The 17,389-nt window shown below is 52.6% G+C and carries 13 protein-coding genes; 9 read left to right on the top strand and 4 right to left on the bottom strand.

Annotated elements, in window-relative coordinates; all coding sequences use genetic code 11:
* Nucleotides 1-157 precede the first annotated feature (157 nt).
* The 3 genes from EHW58_RS14395 (at nucleotide 158) to EHW58_RS14385 (ending at nucleotide 2,746) form a co-directional block, all read left to right on the top strand.
* Nucleotides 158-424, top strand: coding sequence for a DUF4212 domain-containing protein (locus tag EHW58_RS14395; protein ID WP_046074540.1), 267 nt, complete (start codon nucleotides 158-160; stop codon nucleotides 422-424).
* A 12-nt stretch (nucleotides 425-436) separates the two neighbouring features.
* On the top strand, nucleotides 437-2,164 hold the full coding sequence (locus tag EHW58_RS14390; protein ID WP_077579408.1) for a sodium:solute symporter family protein: 1,728 nt from the start codon (nucleotides 437-439) through the stop codon (nucleotides 2,162-2,164).
* Nucleotides 2,165-2,233: 69 nt separating this feature from the next.
* Nucleotides 2,234-2,746: a hypothetical protein gene (locus EHW58_RS14385; protein ID WP_046074538.1), complete on the top strand. Its 513-nt coding sequence runs from the start codon at nucleotides 2,234-2,236 to the stop codon at nucleotides 2,744-2,746.
* A 17-nt stretch (nucleotides 2,747-2,763) separates the two neighbouring features.
* Here EHW58_RS14385 and EHW58_RS14380 read toward each other — a convergent pair whose 3' ends face one another.
* The 3 genes from EHW58_RS14380 to EHW58_RS14370 form a co-directional block, all read right to left on the bottom strand.
* A complete protein-coding gene (locus tag EHW58_RS14380) occupies nucleotides 2,764-2,988 on the bottom strand; it encodes a hypothetical protein (RefSeq protein ID WP_077579409.1) in 225 nt (74 codons plus the stop codon).
* Nucleotides 2,985-6,431 (bottom strand): hybrid sensor histidine kinase/response regulator, encoded by a 3,447-nt coding sequence (locus tag EHW58_RS14375; protein ID WP_152797128.1) that lies wholly within the window; start codon nucleotides 6,429-6,431, stop codon nucleotides 2,985-2,987. Before EHW58_RS14375 ends, EHW58_RS14380 begins: the two co-directional genes overlap by 4 nt.
* Before the next feature lie 150 nt (nucleotides 6,432-6,581).
* Nucleotides 6,582-7,757 (bottom strand): 3-phenylpropionate MFS transporter, encoded by a 1,176-nt coding sequence (locus tag EHW58_RS14370; protein ID WP_046074535.1) that lies wholly within the window; start codon nucleotides 7,755-7,757, stop codon nucleotides 6,582-6,584.
* A gap of 195 nt (nucleotides 7,758-7,952) precedes the next feature.
* Between EHW58_RS14370 and EHW58_RS14365 the strand changes: the two genes are divergently transcribed.
* The 6 genes from EHW58_RS14365 (at nucleotide 7,953) to accC (ending at nucleotide 15,202) form a co-directional block, all read left to right on the top strand.
* Nucleotides 7,953-9,749, top strand: coding sequence for a DUF294 nucleotidyltransferase-like domain-containing protein (locus EHW58_RS14365; protein ID WP_077639292.1), 1,797 nt, complete (start codon nucleotides 7,953-7,955; stop codon nucleotides 9,747-9,749).
* Nucleotide 9,750: 1 nt separating this feature from the next.
* Nucleotides 9,751-10,374 (top strand): 3'-5' exonuclease, encoded by a 624-nt coding sequence (locus EHW58_RS14360; RefSeq protein WP_152797126.1) that lies wholly within the window; start codon nucleotides 9,751-9,753, stop codon nucleotides 10,372-10,374.
* A gap of 243 nt (nucleotides 10,375-10,617) precedes the next feature.
* Nucleotides 10,618-12,567, top strand: a complete 1,950-nt coding sequence (gene acs, locus EHW58_RS14355; RefSeq protein ID WP_077607351.1) for an acetate--CoA ligase — start codon at nucleotides 10,618-10,620, stop codon at nucleotides 12,565-12,567.
* Nucleotides 12,568-12,907: 340 nt separating this feature from the next.
* Nucleotides 12,908-13,363, top strand: a complete 456-nt coding sequence (aroQ, locus tag EHW58_RS14350; RefSeq protein WP_077666938.1) for a type II 3-dehydroquinate dehydratase — start codon at nucleotides 12,908-12,910, stop codon at nucleotides 13,361-13,363.
* A 26-nt stretch (nucleotides 13,364-13,389) separates the two neighbouring features.
* On the top strand, nucleotides 13,390-13,848 hold the full coding sequence (accB, locus tag EHW58_RS14345; protein ID WP_046074530.1) for an acetyl-CoA carboxylase biotin carboxyl carrier protein: 459 nt from the start codon (nucleotides 13,390-13,392) through the stop codon (nucleotides 13,846-13,848).
* A gap of 10 nt (nucleotides 13,849-13,858) precedes the next feature.
* Nucleotides 13,859-15,202, top strand: a complete 1,344-nt coding sequence (gene accC, locus EHW58_RS14340; protein ID WP_046074529.1) for an acetyl-CoA carboxylase biotin carboxylase subunit — start codon at nucleotides 13,859-13,861, stop codon at nucleotides 15,200-15,202.
* A gap of 53 nt (nucleotides 15,203-15,255) precedes the next feature.
* Here the strand turns inward: accC and EHW58_RS14335 are convergent, their stop codons facing one another.
* A complete protein-coding gene (locus EHW58_RS14335; protein ID WP_152797125.1) occupies nucleotides 15,256-17,211 on the bottom strand; it encodes a methyl-accepting chemotaxis protein in 1,956 nt (651 codons plus the stop codon).
* Nucleotides 17,212-17,389 lie beyond the last annotated feature (178 nt).

The raw sequence follows: 17,389 nt of genomic DNA, 5'->3' as shown, positions 1-17,389 counted from the left end.
GCTCAACCCGAGTCAGCCGTACCTAGCTCACAAAAACCCTGCTTTTTCCGCTCATTATCGCTGACTGCGCTCGACTAAAGTTGCAATGTCGCTTCGTCCATCCCCTGCTATCGTCTTCAAGTAACATTCCATTAACGTGCTAAACAAGGAGAAGGCGATGGCGTTTCAAAGCAAGGAACACGCGAAAGCCTACTGGGACAGAAACGTCAAACTGATGATCAGTCTGCTGATTGTCTGGTTTGTTGTCTCATTCGGCTGTGGGATCTTATTCGTGGATGCCCTCAATACTATTCAAATTGGTGGCTACAAACTTGGGTTCTGGTTTGCTCAGCAGGGATCGATTTATACCTTCCTCGGCATCATATTTGTGTATGCCAAACAAATGCGCAAACTCGATCGCGAGTTCGGCGTGGACGACGAGTAAGAGGACTAACACATGGATTTAAGAACCATTACTTATATTGTTGTCGGGTTCACGTTCGCCCTCTATATTGGGATTGCGATCTGGGCACGCGCAGGCTCCACCAAAGAGTTCTATGTCGCCGGTGGCGGGGTGAACCCAGTGGCGAACGGGATGGCGACCGCTGCCGACTGGATGTCAGCTGCCTCGTTCATTTCTATGGCCGGCTTAATCGCGTTTATGGGCTATGGGGGCTCGGTCTTTTTGATGGGCTGGACGGGCGGCTTCGTGCTCCTCGCACTGTTGCTCGCCCCTTACCTACGTAAGTTTGGCAAGTTTACCGTGCCAGAGTTTGTCGGTGAACGCTTCTATTCAAAAACCGCGCGCATTGTTGCCGTTGTTTGTTTGATCATCGCCTCCGTCACCTATGTTATCGGCCAGATGAAAGGGGTGGGCGTCGCCTTTGGCCGCTTCTTAGAAGTCGACTATTCCACCGGGCTATTAATCGGTATGGTCATTGTCTTTATGTATTCCGTGATGGGCGGGATGAAAGGCATTACCTACACCCAAATTGCTCAGTATTGCGTGCTCATTTTAGCTTACACTATTCCCGCAATCTTCATCTCCCTCAAACTGACGGGTAACCCATTCCCACAGCTTGGTTTAGGTAGCACCATGGCGGGGACGGATCAGTACTTGCTCGACCGACTCGATCAGGTGGTGACCGAACTCGGCTTTGTCGAATACACCACCGCCGTGCGGGGTAGTACACTCAACATGTTTGCCTACACCATGTCACTGATGATAGGTACGGCCGGTTTACCCCACGTTATTATTCGCTTTTTCACCGTCCCTAAGGTGCGTGATGCACGGACATCTGCCGGTTGGGCACTGTTCTTTATCGCGATTTTGTATACCTCAGCACCTGCGGTGGCGGCAATGGCGCGCTTGAACTTAATGGACACGGTGAATCTACCGAACGGTGACAACCTCGCCTATGACCAGCGTCCAGACTGGTTTAAGAACTGGGAAACCACCGGGCTGCTAGGCTTTGAAGATAAAAACGGTGATCAGAAAATTCAATACACCTCGAATGCAGAAACCAATGAGCTACGTGTTGACCGCGACATCATGGTGCTGGCCAACCCAGAGATTGCCAAGCTACCTAACTGGGTGATAGCCCTGGTCGCCGCCGGTGGCTTAGCCGCGGCACTGTCGACTGCCGCCGGGTTGTTGCTTGCGATATCGTCAGCCATATCCCACGACTTAATTAAAGGGGTCGTCAATCCAAATATCAGCGAAAAAGGCGAGCTGCTGGCAAGCCGGATATCTATGGCATTAGCCATCGCTGGGGCCGGCTACTTAGGGCTCAACCCACCAGGCTTTGCGGCCGGGACGGTGGCACTGGCGTTCGGCTTAGCCGCGTCATCGATTTTCCCGGTACTCATGATGGGGATCTTTACCAAGACCATTAACAAAGAAGGGGCGATTGCCGGTATGGTCGCGGGGATCAGCGTTACCCTGTTCTACGTATTCCAACACAAGGGGATTTTGTTTATCTCTGACTGGACATACTTAGAAAGCCTCGGTAGCAACTGGATACTGGGTATCGAGCCCAATGCCTTTGGCGCAGTAGGGGCCGTGTGCAACTTTGCCGTGGCGATCATTGTCTCGCGCATGACCAAAGAAACACCGCAAGAGGTGCAAGATTTGGTCGAGCACGTTCGTATGCCGTCTGGAGCCGGCGATGCGCAATCACACTAATCCCGTGTTAACCTATCAAGCCCCTGCGGGGGCTTTTATACTGTTGGTTACGACCAGCCAAGGAGAGGCATGATGTCAACGGTCACGCGTTTACTCACCAATAAACATGTGGTTATTGCGATGCTGGTTGCGCCAGTGTTAGCGGTGATCGCCTATTTTGCCGTCGATGCCAGTGTGTCTGAGACGCCCAAAGCCGCTCAGCCAGGGCAAAGCTATCCGCTGGCGGTCCGTTCTAATTGCCGTTATACCAGTGGGTTTTGTCAGCTCGAAAATGGCGATATGAAACTCAAACTGGAATCGCAAGGCGTCGAAAACAATCGGCTAACGCTGCGGTTGGTCAGCGAGCTGCCCCTGGAAGGCGCACAAATCGGCCTGACAAACATCGCACCGCAAACCATGCAAATCCGCGATGAACAAGGCATGACCTGGACGGTCTCTCTGCCAGCACCACGCAGCGAAGAGACGCAAATCCGCCTGGCCGTGAGTATGAAAGGAAGCCACTATTATGCCGAAACGCCAGTGACCTTTATCGAACATAAAACGTTTTATACCGAGCACCAACAGGCGCAGGATGCGTCATAATGTGAGACGGTTGCCATTCACGCGTCAATTGACATCAACGATGTTCGGATCGCCGCTACGATGGTGGCGATTTTGTTTTCATACGCTTGCTCTGTCAGCCAATGACTCACATCCGCCCACCCATCACCGTCTAGGTGTGCCAATTCATCAACCTCGATATGCCCATCAACAGGGTTAAAGTGCCCTGCCACTTTAACAATACCCACATCTGTCTCTAGGCGCGGTAGGGTAAAAGGGGTCATTGTTTTCCTCGCTGTTGTAATAATGCACGCAACTTAAGCGGCTTTACCGGTTTAGAGAGATACATAAAGCCTAGTCCAGTCACGGTCTGTTGTGTCTCGGCGCTGCGGTCAGCACTGATGATCACCCCCTGAAAGCAGCACCCTACTTTTAGTTGGCATTGTTGTAGCACTTGCAACCCCGTTTGCTGGTTCGTTAAGTGATAGTCACTCAGGACAAACTCAGGCTGCCATTGCTCGCCGATCGTCTTGATCGCACCACTCACGTCAGGGGCGCAGCGAACGTCGCATCCCCACCGTGATAAAAGCTGCGCCATCCCATCCAAGATGTCTTGCTCATTGTCCACACATAAGACACGGCAACCTTCGAGCTCTCGCGCCGATGAAGTGGCAGGCGCCACAGGACTTGGCTCGATCTTTTCCGCTTGACTCGCATTCACTGTCATCGAGAACACCGTGCCTCGACCCGGCCAGGATTTCAACGCCAGAGGCTGAGAGAGGATTTGGCTAATGCCCTTCGCGATCGCCAACCCTAAGCCCAACCCCTGCTCCGCACCTTCGTGATCAATGCGTGTGAACTCTTGAAAGATATCTTGCTGACGATCGACAGGGATCCCGTCGCCATCGTCCCACACCTCAATGCGGTAGTCGCGCCCTGCCCGTCGCACACCTAACAACACTCGGCCCTCAGGGTTGTAGCGAAAGGCATTGGTCAAAAAGTTTTGCAGCACCCGGCGCAGCAAGTTCTTATCAGACTGAACAAACACCTGGCTGGTCACAACGCGAAAGTCCAACCCCTGGCGGCGAGCCAGTACGCCAAACTCCGCCTCTAGCGCATGAAACACCTCGCTTAATGCAAAGGTCTCGATACGTGCTTTCATTTTGCCCGACTCCAGGCGTGAGATATCGAGCAAATCACCAATCAACACTTCCGCACTTTCTAGTGCGCTTTCTATGTGCTGAGCAACGGCTTCAGTATCTCGGTTTGCCGCCATCTCACTGAGTGACGAAGCAAACAAACGTGCAGCATTAAGTGGCTGCATCAAATCGTGACTGACCGCGGCCAAAAAGCGACTCTTCGACTGTGAGGCGGATTCAGCCTTGCGGGTCGCATCAATCAATCGGCTATTTAGCCGCTCTAATTCACGCGTTCGCTCAGTCACCCGCGCTTCAAGGGTTTCATTAGACTGCTTGAGCGCCGCTTCCGCATCCCGAAACGCGGTGATATCGGTAAATGTCATAACAAAACCACCGCCCGGCATCGGGTTGCCCTGCAGCTCAATCACTCGTCCGTCTGGATGCACTCGCGAAGAGGTATGCGGTTTTCGTCGTGTTAAGTGCAGCACTCGCTTGCTGACATGCTCTTCCGGATCACCCGGCCCACAAAGTCCGCGCTGAGCATTGAATCGGATTAAGTCCGCGACCGGTCTCCCGACCTGAATAAGCCCAGGTGGAAATTGAAACATATCAATGTAGCGCTGATTCCATGCCACCAGCCGCAGTTGCTTGTCCACCACAGAGATCCCTTGGTTGATATGCTCGATAGCCCCTTGAAGTAATCCCCGCGAGAAATCAAACAGCTCAGAGGCCTCATCAACAATGGTGGCAATTTCTTCCAACTGCATATTGCGCCCCTGAAGGGCCGATGAAAGGACTAAGCGTGCCGACGACGAACCAAACACGCCTGCCAACACCCGCTCGGTATGACGTATCAGCGGTGCGCTGGCTTGTTGTTGGGGCATCAGCTCTTCACCACGCTGCTCTGCAAATTGGCTAAACGCCTGGCGCATGCGCCGGCGACCCACGAAGCGAGCCGCGAGCATCTCCAGCTCCGCCACTGTCACCCGGCTTTGATACAAGCGCGCATCATCGTTTTCCGGCAGTGGCATGCCAACAAACGCGGCGGCCTGTAAACGCTCACTCAGTGATGGTCGCGTGAGTAAAGAAATCACCACAAAGCCAAGAGCATTCATTAACACACTGAAGGCCAGGCCCCAATCCACGGTATTGAGGTGAGTAAACGGTGAAAAGTCGGGAGGGGTGATAAGCCAAATCAATAGGTTAGATTGGCCATCTCCTGCCAGCATGCCGGTTTGGGTCATCATGGTCACCAGCCACAGTGAAAACCCCACGAGTAAGCCAGCATATACGCCTTTTTTGTTGCCTTGACGCCAGTACAAGGCGCCAATCATCGCAGGGGCAAACTGAGCAATGGCCGCAAAGGAGAGAAAGCCAATTTCCGATAAAGTGGGCACAGTGAGGATCAGATGATAGAAGCCCCACGCGGCAATTAAGATCAAAAAGATCAGCGCACGGCGAACATTAAGTAACAGCCCAGAGAACTGCGCAAAGTTACGGGATTTCAGCTTCATTCGCCGCAACAACAGTGGCATCACCAGATCGTTCGATACCATGATCGCCAACGCAATGGTTGAAACAATCACCATCCCGCTGGCAGCCGATGCGCCCCCCATAAAAGCCAGTAGCGCCATCCCCTCAGCCCCTACCGATAGCGGCAGCCGAATCACATACGTATCAGCAGGTGCCCCAGGTAACAACGCTTGCCCCGCATAGGCGAGCGGTAGCACAAAAATCAGCATCAGTAACAAGTAGGTCGGGAAGACTTTACGCGCCGTATTCAAATCACTCGCGCGCGTGTTTTCCACCACCATGGTGTGAAACTGGCGCGGCAAGCAAATGATTGCCGCCCCTGTGAGCAAGGTGTGAATGATTAAGCTGCCCACATCCGGGCGACCAATCACGCCAGAGTCCTCAAGACTCACGGGCAAGCTGGGCGCTTGGAATAGCAGCCATACCACAAAAATACCCACCCCGAGAAACGCGACCAGCTTGACGATCGACTCGAAAGCGACCGCCATCATCATCCCTCGGTGGTGCTCCGTACTGTCAATATGACGCGTACCAAATAACACGGTAAATGCAGCCAAGGAGAGACACACGAGCCAGGCGATTTGGGGCTGTGCCAAGCCAATGCTTTGCCCCAGCTCTGGCGACAGAACATCGAGCCCCATGGCAATACCGCGCAGTTGCAACGCGATATAGGGCAGCACACCGACCACGGCAATCAAGGTCACCATCACCGCTAAGCCCTGCGATTTGCCATATCGCGCCGCGATAAAGTCGGCAATGGAGGTAATGTGCTCGCGCTTGGCGATCAAGATCATTCGGGCAAGAAAACGCCACCCAAGGGTAAACACCAAGATAGGGGCAAGGTAAATCGGTAGGAATGACCATGGTGAGCTGGACGCTTGGCCAACCGTGCCAAAAAAGGTCCAAGAGGTGCAATACACCGCGATAGAAAGGCTATAAATCCACGGGCGCCATGAGCGTAACCAGCGCGGTTGACGATCACCATACCAAGCAATCGCGAACAGTGCGCCCATATAAAGCAGTGAAACAGAGACAATTACCCAGCCTTGTGTCATGGCTCCCTTCCTGACGCAATCCTTTGCCGAACCCTTGAGCTGGGTGTAACACGGTATCGGCGCCCACTCAATCGTCTCGTATTCGCTTTGTGGGCACCTTAGCTAACTTTACTGCAAGCCTAATCGTGGTTTATTACAGCTTAGGCCTGTTTATGCCACCTTAGCTTGCTTGGCACGCCAAAATGCCGGCTCACGCAGGGGTAAAACGAAAACAGGCAACGCAAGCAGCGCCATGGTATAAAAAGTGCCAGAGGGCGATACAGCATAAATCCACCCACTTGCCGTGGTCAGCGCCGCCACCACTGCGCCCATTGGTAGCGCATTGTACGCCGCTTGTGTGGCCACCAATCGCGCCCCACACTCGCGCTGAATGTACTGCATCGCGCCAAGGTGTGCGCCGGCAAACGTAATACCATGAAGCAGTTGCACCAGTATCACAGGCACCGCAGCGGTCGTCGTCCCTGTGATCCCCCAGCGCAGCAATACACCCACAGCCGCCAATTGGAACAAGGCTTTTGATGACCAGCCATTAAAAAGCCGCGCCCCCAAGGCAAATACTGCCACTTCCGCGACAACCCCGAGGCTCCACAAATAGCCCACGATGCTCTCGCTATATCCAGCCTGCTTCCAGTAGATCGCACTAAAACTGTAGTACGCTGCGTGGCTGCCTTGCAGCAGGGAGGCGATTAACAAGAACACGACCACCTGACGGTCGCGGAAAAGCTGACGCATCGAGACTTTGCTATTGGTCATATCGTGCTCGCTTTGTGGCATCAATGTCGGTCGACGCAACGTCAGTAGCAAACAGGCAGACAAGCCGCCAATCGCGATCCAGGGAATAATCGCCGCCGATTGCTCGGTCACCAGCCATCCGGTCAAACTCGACCCAACAATAAAGGCTATCGATCCCCAGAGGCGAGTTCGACCATAGTCGATAACTTTATGGCGCGCATAATAGTTGGCGAGCGCATCTGACAGGGGGACGGAGGGACCAATGGCTAAATTAAATAACACGGTCACCAAAGCCAGCCACCACACATTGGCACCCATCATAGGATGCAAGGCACACGTCACTAACGCCATGAGTGTCAAGGCCCGCAGCGCCGGCAACAAGGCTTCAACCTGTTGTACGCGCGGTGTGAACACTAAGTTGGCCACACAACGGGTTGCAAAACCAAGCCCAATCAAGGTGCCGATCACGCCTGAATTGAGACCAAGATACTCAAACCAAACCGCCCAAAACGGGAGATACACACCATAGGAAAAAAAGAAACCGCCAAAGTATTCTGACAGCCAGCGAAACGGGGAACATTGGGTTAAGGTCATCTCATTACTTCACATTAAGATAGATACCCGCTAAGTGTCGCAGCTCTGTGCGAGGAAAAAAAGACACGCGCGCCACGATTGTCGACAAATACATGGTGGTGACCAGTCCAGGTGCATGACTGGCTAGACTAAAGTCGGCTAGCGAGATCGGAAAGGGTGAGACACACTGTGAATATCACAGTGAGGAGTGCGACTATGCCTGAACCTTTTGACACCTCTCATGCGCCCTTTGACTGCCTAACCGCATCACAAGTCAAACAATGCCGCCAAGCACTCGACGTCGCCTACTTTCGCCGTGGCGACACCCTGATCCAGCCCGGTGATACGGGCGAGCAGCTCTTTATCATTATCAAAGGCAGCGTGGAAGAAGTGTCAGAAGACGGCAAGGAAGTGTTTTCTCATTACACCACCGACGACTTGTTCGACGTGCCAGCACTGCTTAATGGCACCGCCAAACACCGATACCGCGCGCTAGAAGATACCCTCTGCCACCTGTTACCCGCCGAGGTGTTCCTCGCCATTTATCATCATAATCACGCGTTTCGAGGCTACTTTGATACCAACCTTCAGCGCCGACAAGCACTGATGGTGCAAGCTCGTCAGCAACAAAATCTCGCCGAGTTTATGCTGACAAGAATTGATGACAGCAATATTCAACCTGCCTTGTGTGTCTCCCCCGACGTGCCCCTGCATGCCGCTACCGCCCAGATGAAAGCGGAGCGCTGCGACTGCGCCTTGGTCGATGATGAAAATGGCGACTGCGGTATTATCACCCGCACCAATTTGCTTCATGCGCTCGTGCTCGAAGGCTACGATCAATCCGTGCCTGTTGGCGAGGTGGCCACACGTCCGGTGATCAGTGTGGAACGCGGCGACTTTCTCTTTCACGCCATGATTAAGATGACACGCCAGCGTGTAAAACGTGTCCGGGTCGTCAATGAACACGGAAACACCGCAGGGATGCTCGATCTTCCTCAGGTACTGAGCCTCTTTTCGACTCACTCTCACGTGCTTAACTTACAGATTGCCCGCGCACAAACCATCGACGAACTGGTGATCGCCGCAAACAGCCAGAGCAAGCTGGTACACACCTTATTTAACAATGGCATTCATACCCGCTTTGTGATGCAGCTTATCGCCACGGTGAATGAGCAAATCATGGAAAAAGCCTTTCGCTTGTTAGTGCCCGAGGCTTACCAACGTCAGTGCTGCTTGGTGGTCATGGGCTCTGAAGGGCGCGGCGAGCAAGTACTCAAAACCGACCAAGACAACGCCTTGATTCTCGCCGACGATCTCAACTGGCCCGATTGCCAGCAAGTGATGGAGACCTTTTCACATACACTGTATCAACTCGGTTACCCGCCCTGTCCAGGTCACGTGATGGTCAGTAATCCCAAGTGGGTAAAAACCGCCACGCAATGGCAACAAACCGTGCGTAATCTGGCACAAAGTGCCAACCATCAAAGTGTCATGGACTTGGCGATCCTTGCTGACAGCCAGCCGATCGCTGGCGATCTTAGTCTGATTGATGCGATCCAAGCACCACTCAAAGACAGCTTGACCGACAATATGTTGACGCTCAACACCTTTGTCCGTCCTGCGCTCGCCTTTCGCGTTCCTTTGACCGTATTTGGCTCCCTCAAAAGCAGCAAAGAAGGGCTGGATATCAAAAAAGGGGGGATTTTTCCCATCGTCCATGGCGTACGTACCATGAGCTTGGAAAAAGGTGTACCACACACCAACACCTTTGAGCGGCTGGAGCAGCTTGCCAACCTAGGGGCACTGGCGGAAGAAACGGCGGAAAACCTCTCCGAAGCCTTGAAGCTATTTATCCGATTACGTTTAAGACAACAATTGAGTGGCGAACCACAAAGCAACTACCTCGACGTAGCTCAACTCCCTTCTAGCGAACGCGACTTACTGCGCCACGGGCTGCATGTGGTGAAAAAGTTCAAAGAGTCACTCGCTTTCCATTATCACGTGAGGGATTAATTTGAATTGGCTGACTCGGCATTGGTACCGTCATCGTCTACGACACTCACCCTATCGGGACTTATTTTTGCCCCCCGACTCAAGCACGCTGATTTCACTGGACTGTGAAACGACCAGCTTGGATCCGCGCCGTGCAGAGCTGGTTACGATTGCGGCCACTCCGATTAAAGGCAATCGGATCCTCACCAGTCACGCTCTCACCTTGACACTGGCCGCGCCAGAGAGTTTGAGCGCCGGCTCGGTCAGAATTCATCGTCTGCGCCACCAGGATCTGGTTCACGGTGTCACTGCAGATCAAGCAATCACCGCACTGGTCGACTTTATTGGTAATCATCCATTGGTCGGCTATCACATTCGTTATGATAAAAGTATTCTCGATCGCTACGCGCGGCATTTTCTCGGCTTTCCTCTCCCCAACCCTCTGATTGAAGTCAGTGATATTTATCAACGCAAACTCGATCGCCTGCTACCTAATGCCTATCACGACATCAGCATGGAAGCCATTAGTCGTCACCTCGATGTCCCTTTGCCGGCCCGGCATGATGCATTGGATGATGCGCTCGCCGCCGCATTGATTTATGTCCGCCTCACCCAAGGTGAGATGCCCATGCTGCAATCCAAATAACGCATCGAAGCCGCGACTTGCGCACGAACGCAAAGACAAAGTGGGATCTAGCCCCCACTATCTGGCCTGACAACTGCGCAAATCGCTTAAAAATCAATGGGGTCATCCTAAAGTCTAATTGTCGGACGTCCCGATATGTCACATCTTTACTGCATGGTTTTCGTTTGCCAGGCAGCGGTAACGCCTGACATCTCATGACATGGAAGCGCCGCGTGGAGCATCGCGGACACGAGGAGAAACAGGATGAGCGATAGTCACGTATACCCCGTCATGCCTTCAATAGCACAAAAGGCACACGCGGATGAAGCCAAGTATCAAGCACTCTATCAGCAGTCAGTGGCCGACCCAGAAGGCTTTTGGCGCGAGCACGGGCAAATTCTGGATTGGATGACGCCTTATACCAAAGTCAAACACACCTCGTTTGATACCGGCCACGTGGATATCCGCTGGTTTGAAGATGGCACACTCAACGTCGCAGCCAACTGTATCGATCGTCACCTCAAGGCGCGAGGCGATCAGGTTGCCTTGATTTGGGAAGGCGACGACCCCAAAGACGATGCCACGCTCACCTATCACCAACTCCACCAGCAGGTATGCCAATTTGCCAATGTCCTAAAAGATAACGGCGTAAGAAAAGGCGATGTGGTGTGTCTTTATATGCCGATGGTGATGGAAGCCGCCGTCGCGATGCTGGCGTGCGCCCGTATCGGTGCGGTGCATACCGTGGTATTTGGCGGCTTTTCTCCCGAAGCATTGGCCGGTCGGATTATTGACTCCAATGCCAAAGTGGTGGTGACAGCCGATGAAGGGATACGTGGTGGCCGTGCGGTGCCCCTGAAGAAAAACGTCGATGATGCCCTAGCAAACCCCAAAGTGAAATCGATTGAAAAAGTGGTGGTGTACCAACGCACCGGGGGACACATTGACTGGCACAGTCATCGTGATGTGTGGTGGCACGAGGCCGCCGCGAAGGTGTCAGACGACTGCCCCGCCGAAGAGATGAAAGCCGAAGACCCTTTGTTTATTCTTTACACATCAGGCTCCACAGGCACCCCAAAAGGGGTACTGCACACGACCGGTGGCTATCTGGTGTACGCGGCGATGACCTTTAAGTATGTCTTCGACTATCAAGAGGGAGACGTGTTCTGGTGTACCGCAGATGTCGGCTGGATCACCGGTCACAGCTACCTTGTCTATGGTCCGCTTGCCAATGGTGCGAAAACAATCTTATTTGAAGGTGTCCCCACTTATCCAAGCACGGCACGCATGAGCGAAGTGGTCGATAAGCACCAAGTGAATATTCTTTACACCGCGCCCACCGCGATTCGCGCACTGATGGCAAAAGGCAACGAAGCGGTCGCGGGCACCCAACGCGACTCACTGCGGATCATGGGCTCGGTGGGTGAACCCATCAACCCAGAGGCTTGGGAGTGGTATCACAGCACCATAGGGAACCAAGCCTGTCCGATTGTCGACACTTGGTGGCAAACAGAAACCGGTGGGATCTTGATTACCCCGCTACCGGGCGCCACCGCGTTGAAACCAGGCTCGGCAACCCGTCCTTTCTTTGGCGTACAGCCTGCATTAGTGGATAACATGGGCAATATACTCGACGGTGCCACCGAGGGTAACCTGGTCATGCTTGACTCGTGGCCAGGACAAATGCGCACCGTCTTCGGTGATCATGACCGCTTTGAGCAAACCTACTTTTCCACCTTTAAAGGGATGTACTTTACCGGCGATGGGGCGCGTCGCGATGAAGATGGCTATTACTGGATAACCGGCCGTGTCGATGATGTCCTCAATATCTCGGGGCACCGGATGGGAACGGCAGAGATCGAGTCGGCGCTCGTCGCATTCGATAAGATTGCCGAAGCCGCGATTGTTGGTGTGCCACACGATATCAAAGGCCAAGCGATCTATGCGTATATCACCCTCAATGCGGGTGAAGTGCCCAGCGCCGAACTCCACAAGGAAGTCAAAGAGTGGGTGCGCAAAGAGATTGGCCCCATTGCGACACCCGACTTCATCCACTGGACGGATGCACTGCCTAAAACCCGTTCAGGCAAGATCATGCGTCGCATTCTGCGCAAAATCGCCACTGGTGATACCGGTAGTCTTGGCGATACTTCCACATTGGCCGATCCTAGTGTGGTCGATAAGCTTATCGCAGAAAAAGAAAGTGTGGTTTAACCCTAACGAAAGATTGCTTAGCAACCTTTGCCGCCTTCGGGCGGCTTTTTTGATCCCCAGCACACGGTAAACTGAACTCTTTCCCTCCCTCGCAATCACACAAAAAGTAGGGACTTGCGGTGTCATCCCGCATCAAACCGCCGACGAGCAACCCTTTTGATATCGCTAACAGACAAACTGTGCTGATTAGACCAGTATTTTGCTGCGATTTGCGCTGAAGTCTCTATAATTGCTGTCAGTAAGGACAAAATTGCATGGTATGCGCCGTCATAACATGTCCATCGGCTGGAATCCGCGTTAAGCTGCACAATAACAGCGAATAGGAGAAGTAAGCGTCAAGATGTCTACAAGAAACCAAGTTTTAGTGTTAAATGGCCCAAACCTTAATTTGCTCGGTCAGCGTGAGCCCGAACATTACGGCGCCCAAACGCTTGGCCAAATCATGGCGGCTCTCGAGGCACAAGCCACGACCTTGGGGCTCAATCTTGAACACTTTCAATCCAATAGCGAAGCTAGCCTTATCGATAAAATCCACCAAGAGATGGAGACCGTGGATTTTATCATCATCAACCCAGCCGCGCTGACCCACACCTCCGTAGCCCTGCGTGACGCTTTACTGGGTGTGAGTATCCCCTTTATCGAAGTGCATTTGTCGAATGTTTATGCCCGAGAGCCCTTCCGGCATCACTCGTACTTATCAGACAAAGCCGTCGGGGTGCTCAGCGGGTTTGGCGCTGATGGTTATGAATTCGCCTTAACAGCGGCCGCGCGTCATTTAGCGTTTGCGGCTGAGTAAAACAAAACATATAGAAGAGACCTATCATGGATATCCGTAAGATTAAGAAACTGATCGAACTTGTTGAAGAGTCTGGCATCTCCGAGCTAGAAATTGCCGAAGGTGAAGAGTCAGTTCGTATCAGCCGCTCTTCCCCTGCTGCACCGGTACAAATGGCCGCCCCGCAATACGCGGCACCAGCGGCCCCGGCCCCCGCGCCAGCCGCCCCTGAAGCGCCGGCTGCTGAGCCTGCAAGTGCACCACAACCGACGGGACACCAAGTGCTTTCCCCAATGGTCGGTACCTTCTATCGCGCTCCAAGCCCTGAGTCTGCCGCATTTGTTGAAGTCGGCAGCCAGGTGAATGAAGGCGATGCTCTGTGCATTGTCGAAGCGATGAAGATGATGAACCAAATCCAAGCCGACAAGAGCGGTGTGGTCAAAGCGATTCTATGTGAAGACGGTCAGCCCGTTGAATTCGACGAACCACTCGTGATCATCGAATAAGCGAGGGCGCATGTTAGATAAAATTGTAATTGCTAACCGCGGTGAAATTGCACTGCGCATTTTACGTGCGTGTAAAGAGCTGGGGATTAAAACCGTCGCGGTGCACTCTACCGCAGACCGTGATCTTAAACACGTGTTGCTCGCCGATGAAACCGTGTGTATTGGCCCAGCGCCAAGCAACCAAAGTTACCTCAACATTCCCCGCATTATCAGCGCGGCTGAAATTACCGGCGCGGTGGCGATTCACCCCGGTTACGGATTCTTATCCGAAAACGCGGATTTCGCCGAACAAGTTGAGCGTTCAGGGTTTGTCTTTGTCGGCCCCAAAGCTGACACCATCCGTTTGATGGGCGATAAGGTGTCGGCCATTGAAGCGATGAAAAAAGCAGGGGTGCCCTGTGTGCCTGGTTCAGACGGTCCATTGGGCAGCGATCAGGAAAAAAACAAAACCATTGCTAAGCGCATTGGCTACCCGGTAATCATCAAAGCATCAGGCGGCGGCGGTGGCCGGGGAATGCGCGTGGTTCGCTCCGAAGCTGAATTGGTTGATGCGATTGCGATGACCCGTGCTGAAGCCAAATCGGCGTTCAGCAACGACATGGTTTACATGGAAAAATTCCTGGAAAATCCACGCCATGTTGAAGTACAGGTGCTCGCCGACGGTCAAGGCGGGGCGATTCACCTGGGTGAGCGCGATTGCTCGATGCAGCGTCGCCATCAAAAAGTGGTTGAGGAAGCGCCAGCCCCTGGTATTACCGCAGAGATGCGAAAATTCATTGGCGAACGTTGCTGCCGCGCATGCGTTGAAATTGGCTATCGCGGCGCAGGTACCTTTGAGTTCTTATATGAAAACGGCGAGTTCTACTTTATTGAAATGAACACTCGCATTCAGGTCGAGCACCCCGTTACCGAAATGGTGACCGGGATTGACTTGGTCAAAGAGCAACTGCGTATTGCAGCAGGTCAACCTCTGTCGTTCACCCAAGACGACATCCAAATTCGTGGCCATGCGGTTGAATGCCGGATCAACGCTGAAGATCCAGAGCGGTTTATCCCTAGTCCAGGGAAGATTGAACGCTTCCACTCGCCAGGTGGGATGGGCGTGCGTTGGGAGTCACATGTGTACGCAGGCTATCAAGTACCGCCCCACTATGACTCCATGGTCGGCAAGCTTATCTGTTACGGTGAGAACCGCGATGTCGCCATTGCGCGCATGCGTAATGCCCTCGCGGAAACCGTCATTGATGGGATTAAAACCAATATTCCTCTACAACTCGATATTATGAATGACGAGCACTTCCAACATGGGGGCGCTAACATTCACTACCTCGAGAAAAAGCTTGGTTTGTCTTAAATAAGACACTACATATAATCAGCCGCCGTTTATCCGGCGGCTTTTTCATGCTTTTATGTCATCTCGCGTTCTAATGCTTCAATGCCCGCCACAACTTGCTTAGAAAGCGGTTCAATCTGCAAATATTTCTCTTCTGCGCCCGCGCGATCGCCCTTCTCATCAAGTTCAATAATTGATTTTATCGTCCGATGCAGCTCAGCGTGTGGTTTCTCGAGTGCACGATAGCTATTGAGGTGGCCATACTGATCCTTACCCTCGCCATAGTACCACTGGCCGAGCGCACACTTGTGATGCGAGCAAGCAACCTCACGATTCATGGCGGTACTATCACCACTTAAAAAGTCTCTTACTTTGGTTTTCCAAGCTAAATGAGCATTTTTAATCGCACTAAAATCTTTTTTCGACGACTGTCCACTGACGGTAAAATCACTCAATATGTCACTCAACATATGCGACTGTTCAGTCAATTGACGAGCAATGTGTGACGTCTCTGTTGCTTCACTGCTGGCACTTTGGCTTTGTGTGTGAATGTTTTCCACCGCTTCACTCATCTCCTTGGTCACACTGGCTTGTTGATCAGCCGCCGCTGCCACCTGAATGCCCATTTGTTTGACATCATTAACCTTATCCAATATGTCATTGAGTACCTGGTTGGACTCAGTCACATACGTGAGGGTTTGTTGTGCCGTTTGGTTATTACTCACAATCCGCTCTGAGGACTGGCGGATACCCGATTGTAACCCTTCTAGCATCTCTCGGATGTCGCCCGTCGCCTGCTGTGTACGCTGAGCCAAACCACGCACTTCATCGGCCACCACCGCAAAGCCGCGTCCTTGCTCGCCCGCTCGAGCGGCTTCGATAGCCGCATTGAGCGCGAGTAAATTGGTTTGCTCGGCAATATCACTGATGGTCTCTGTCACTGTGGTGATTTTCTGACTCTCATCCGCGCTCTTTTGGATCTGCTCAATGGTCGCTTCCAGTTCGCCAATAAAGGTTTCCATACTCGTCGTCGCTTGGGTAACGACGCCCGCGCCCTCATTCACTCGCGCTTGCGTTTGTTCAATCGTTTCCGCCGTGCGATTCATATTTTGCGCAACTTCATCAACAGTGGAGGTCATTTGTGACATAGAACTGGCCACTTGTGTCGTCTGCCCTACCTGCGATTCCATTGAGTGTTGAACGCCATGTCCTTTATCGGACAACTTGTCGGCTTGGCCAATAAGCGAATTGGTATTTTCAATCACTTGACCAATCACTGCGCCAAAGCGTGCTTTTACCATTTTAAAATTATCCGCCAGCTGGCCCATTTCGTCATATCTGACCGGCTCATTGGCATTTTCAAGGTTACCAGAGGCTAAGTTATTTAACGCCTCACTGGTCATTTTAATGGCGTCGATTATACGTTTTTGCACCACCCACGTGCTCACTGCGGACAAGGCAACCATGGTGCCGACTAGCCACATGACGCCAAAGTTGTCTTGGCGGTACGCCATATAACCACTCGCGAGGCCAAGCAGGCACATCACTGCCAAAACGGTGTAAAAAAAGTGGCGAAGCTGGATGCGCTGAGTAACCGGAGGCTTGGGTAATTCCCGTGATGGATCCTGCCGCATTTTTTGGTACAAATTCTCAGCCTGCTCAACCTCTTCGCGGCTTGGCTCGCTGCGCACCGATTGAAATCCAATCATGTTGCCGTTTTTAATCACCGGCGAAACAAACGCTTGTACCCAGTAATGATCGCCATTTTTACAGCGGTTTTTCACCATACCACGCCAGTTATTGCCCGCTTTAATGGTTTTCCACATATCAGCAAACGCCGCTGGCGGCATGTCTTTATGGCGAACTAGGTTGTGATCGCTGCCCATTAATTCATCACGGGTAAAACCACTGATAGAGACAAACGCGTCGTTAACGTATTGGATCTTGCCACGTAGATCGGTGCGCGATACCAGCTCACCGCGCCCCTCAAACCGCACCTCTTTTTGCGTAACCGCTCCATTATCCCGCATACTCTCTCCTCATCTGCTACTCGTGACACCTCAATCGTTAACTTTGTTCAATTTTTGTTCCGTATCGCTATAAGGCTATATGATCAACCCCTTGTGTGTTTTATCACCATGCAAATTTGCCAAATTACGCACAAGAACCAAGGTTAAAAGCAAAATGCAAATCAAATTGCGAAGCTGA

The organism is Salinivibrio sp. VYel1, assembly GCF_009377945.1.
GTDB classification, from domain to species: Bacteria; Pseudomonadota; Gammaproteobacteria; order Enterobacterales; family Vibrionaceae; genus Salinivibrio; species Salinivibrio siamensis.
This window is presented reverse-complemented; position numbering and strand designations above follow the sequence as displayed.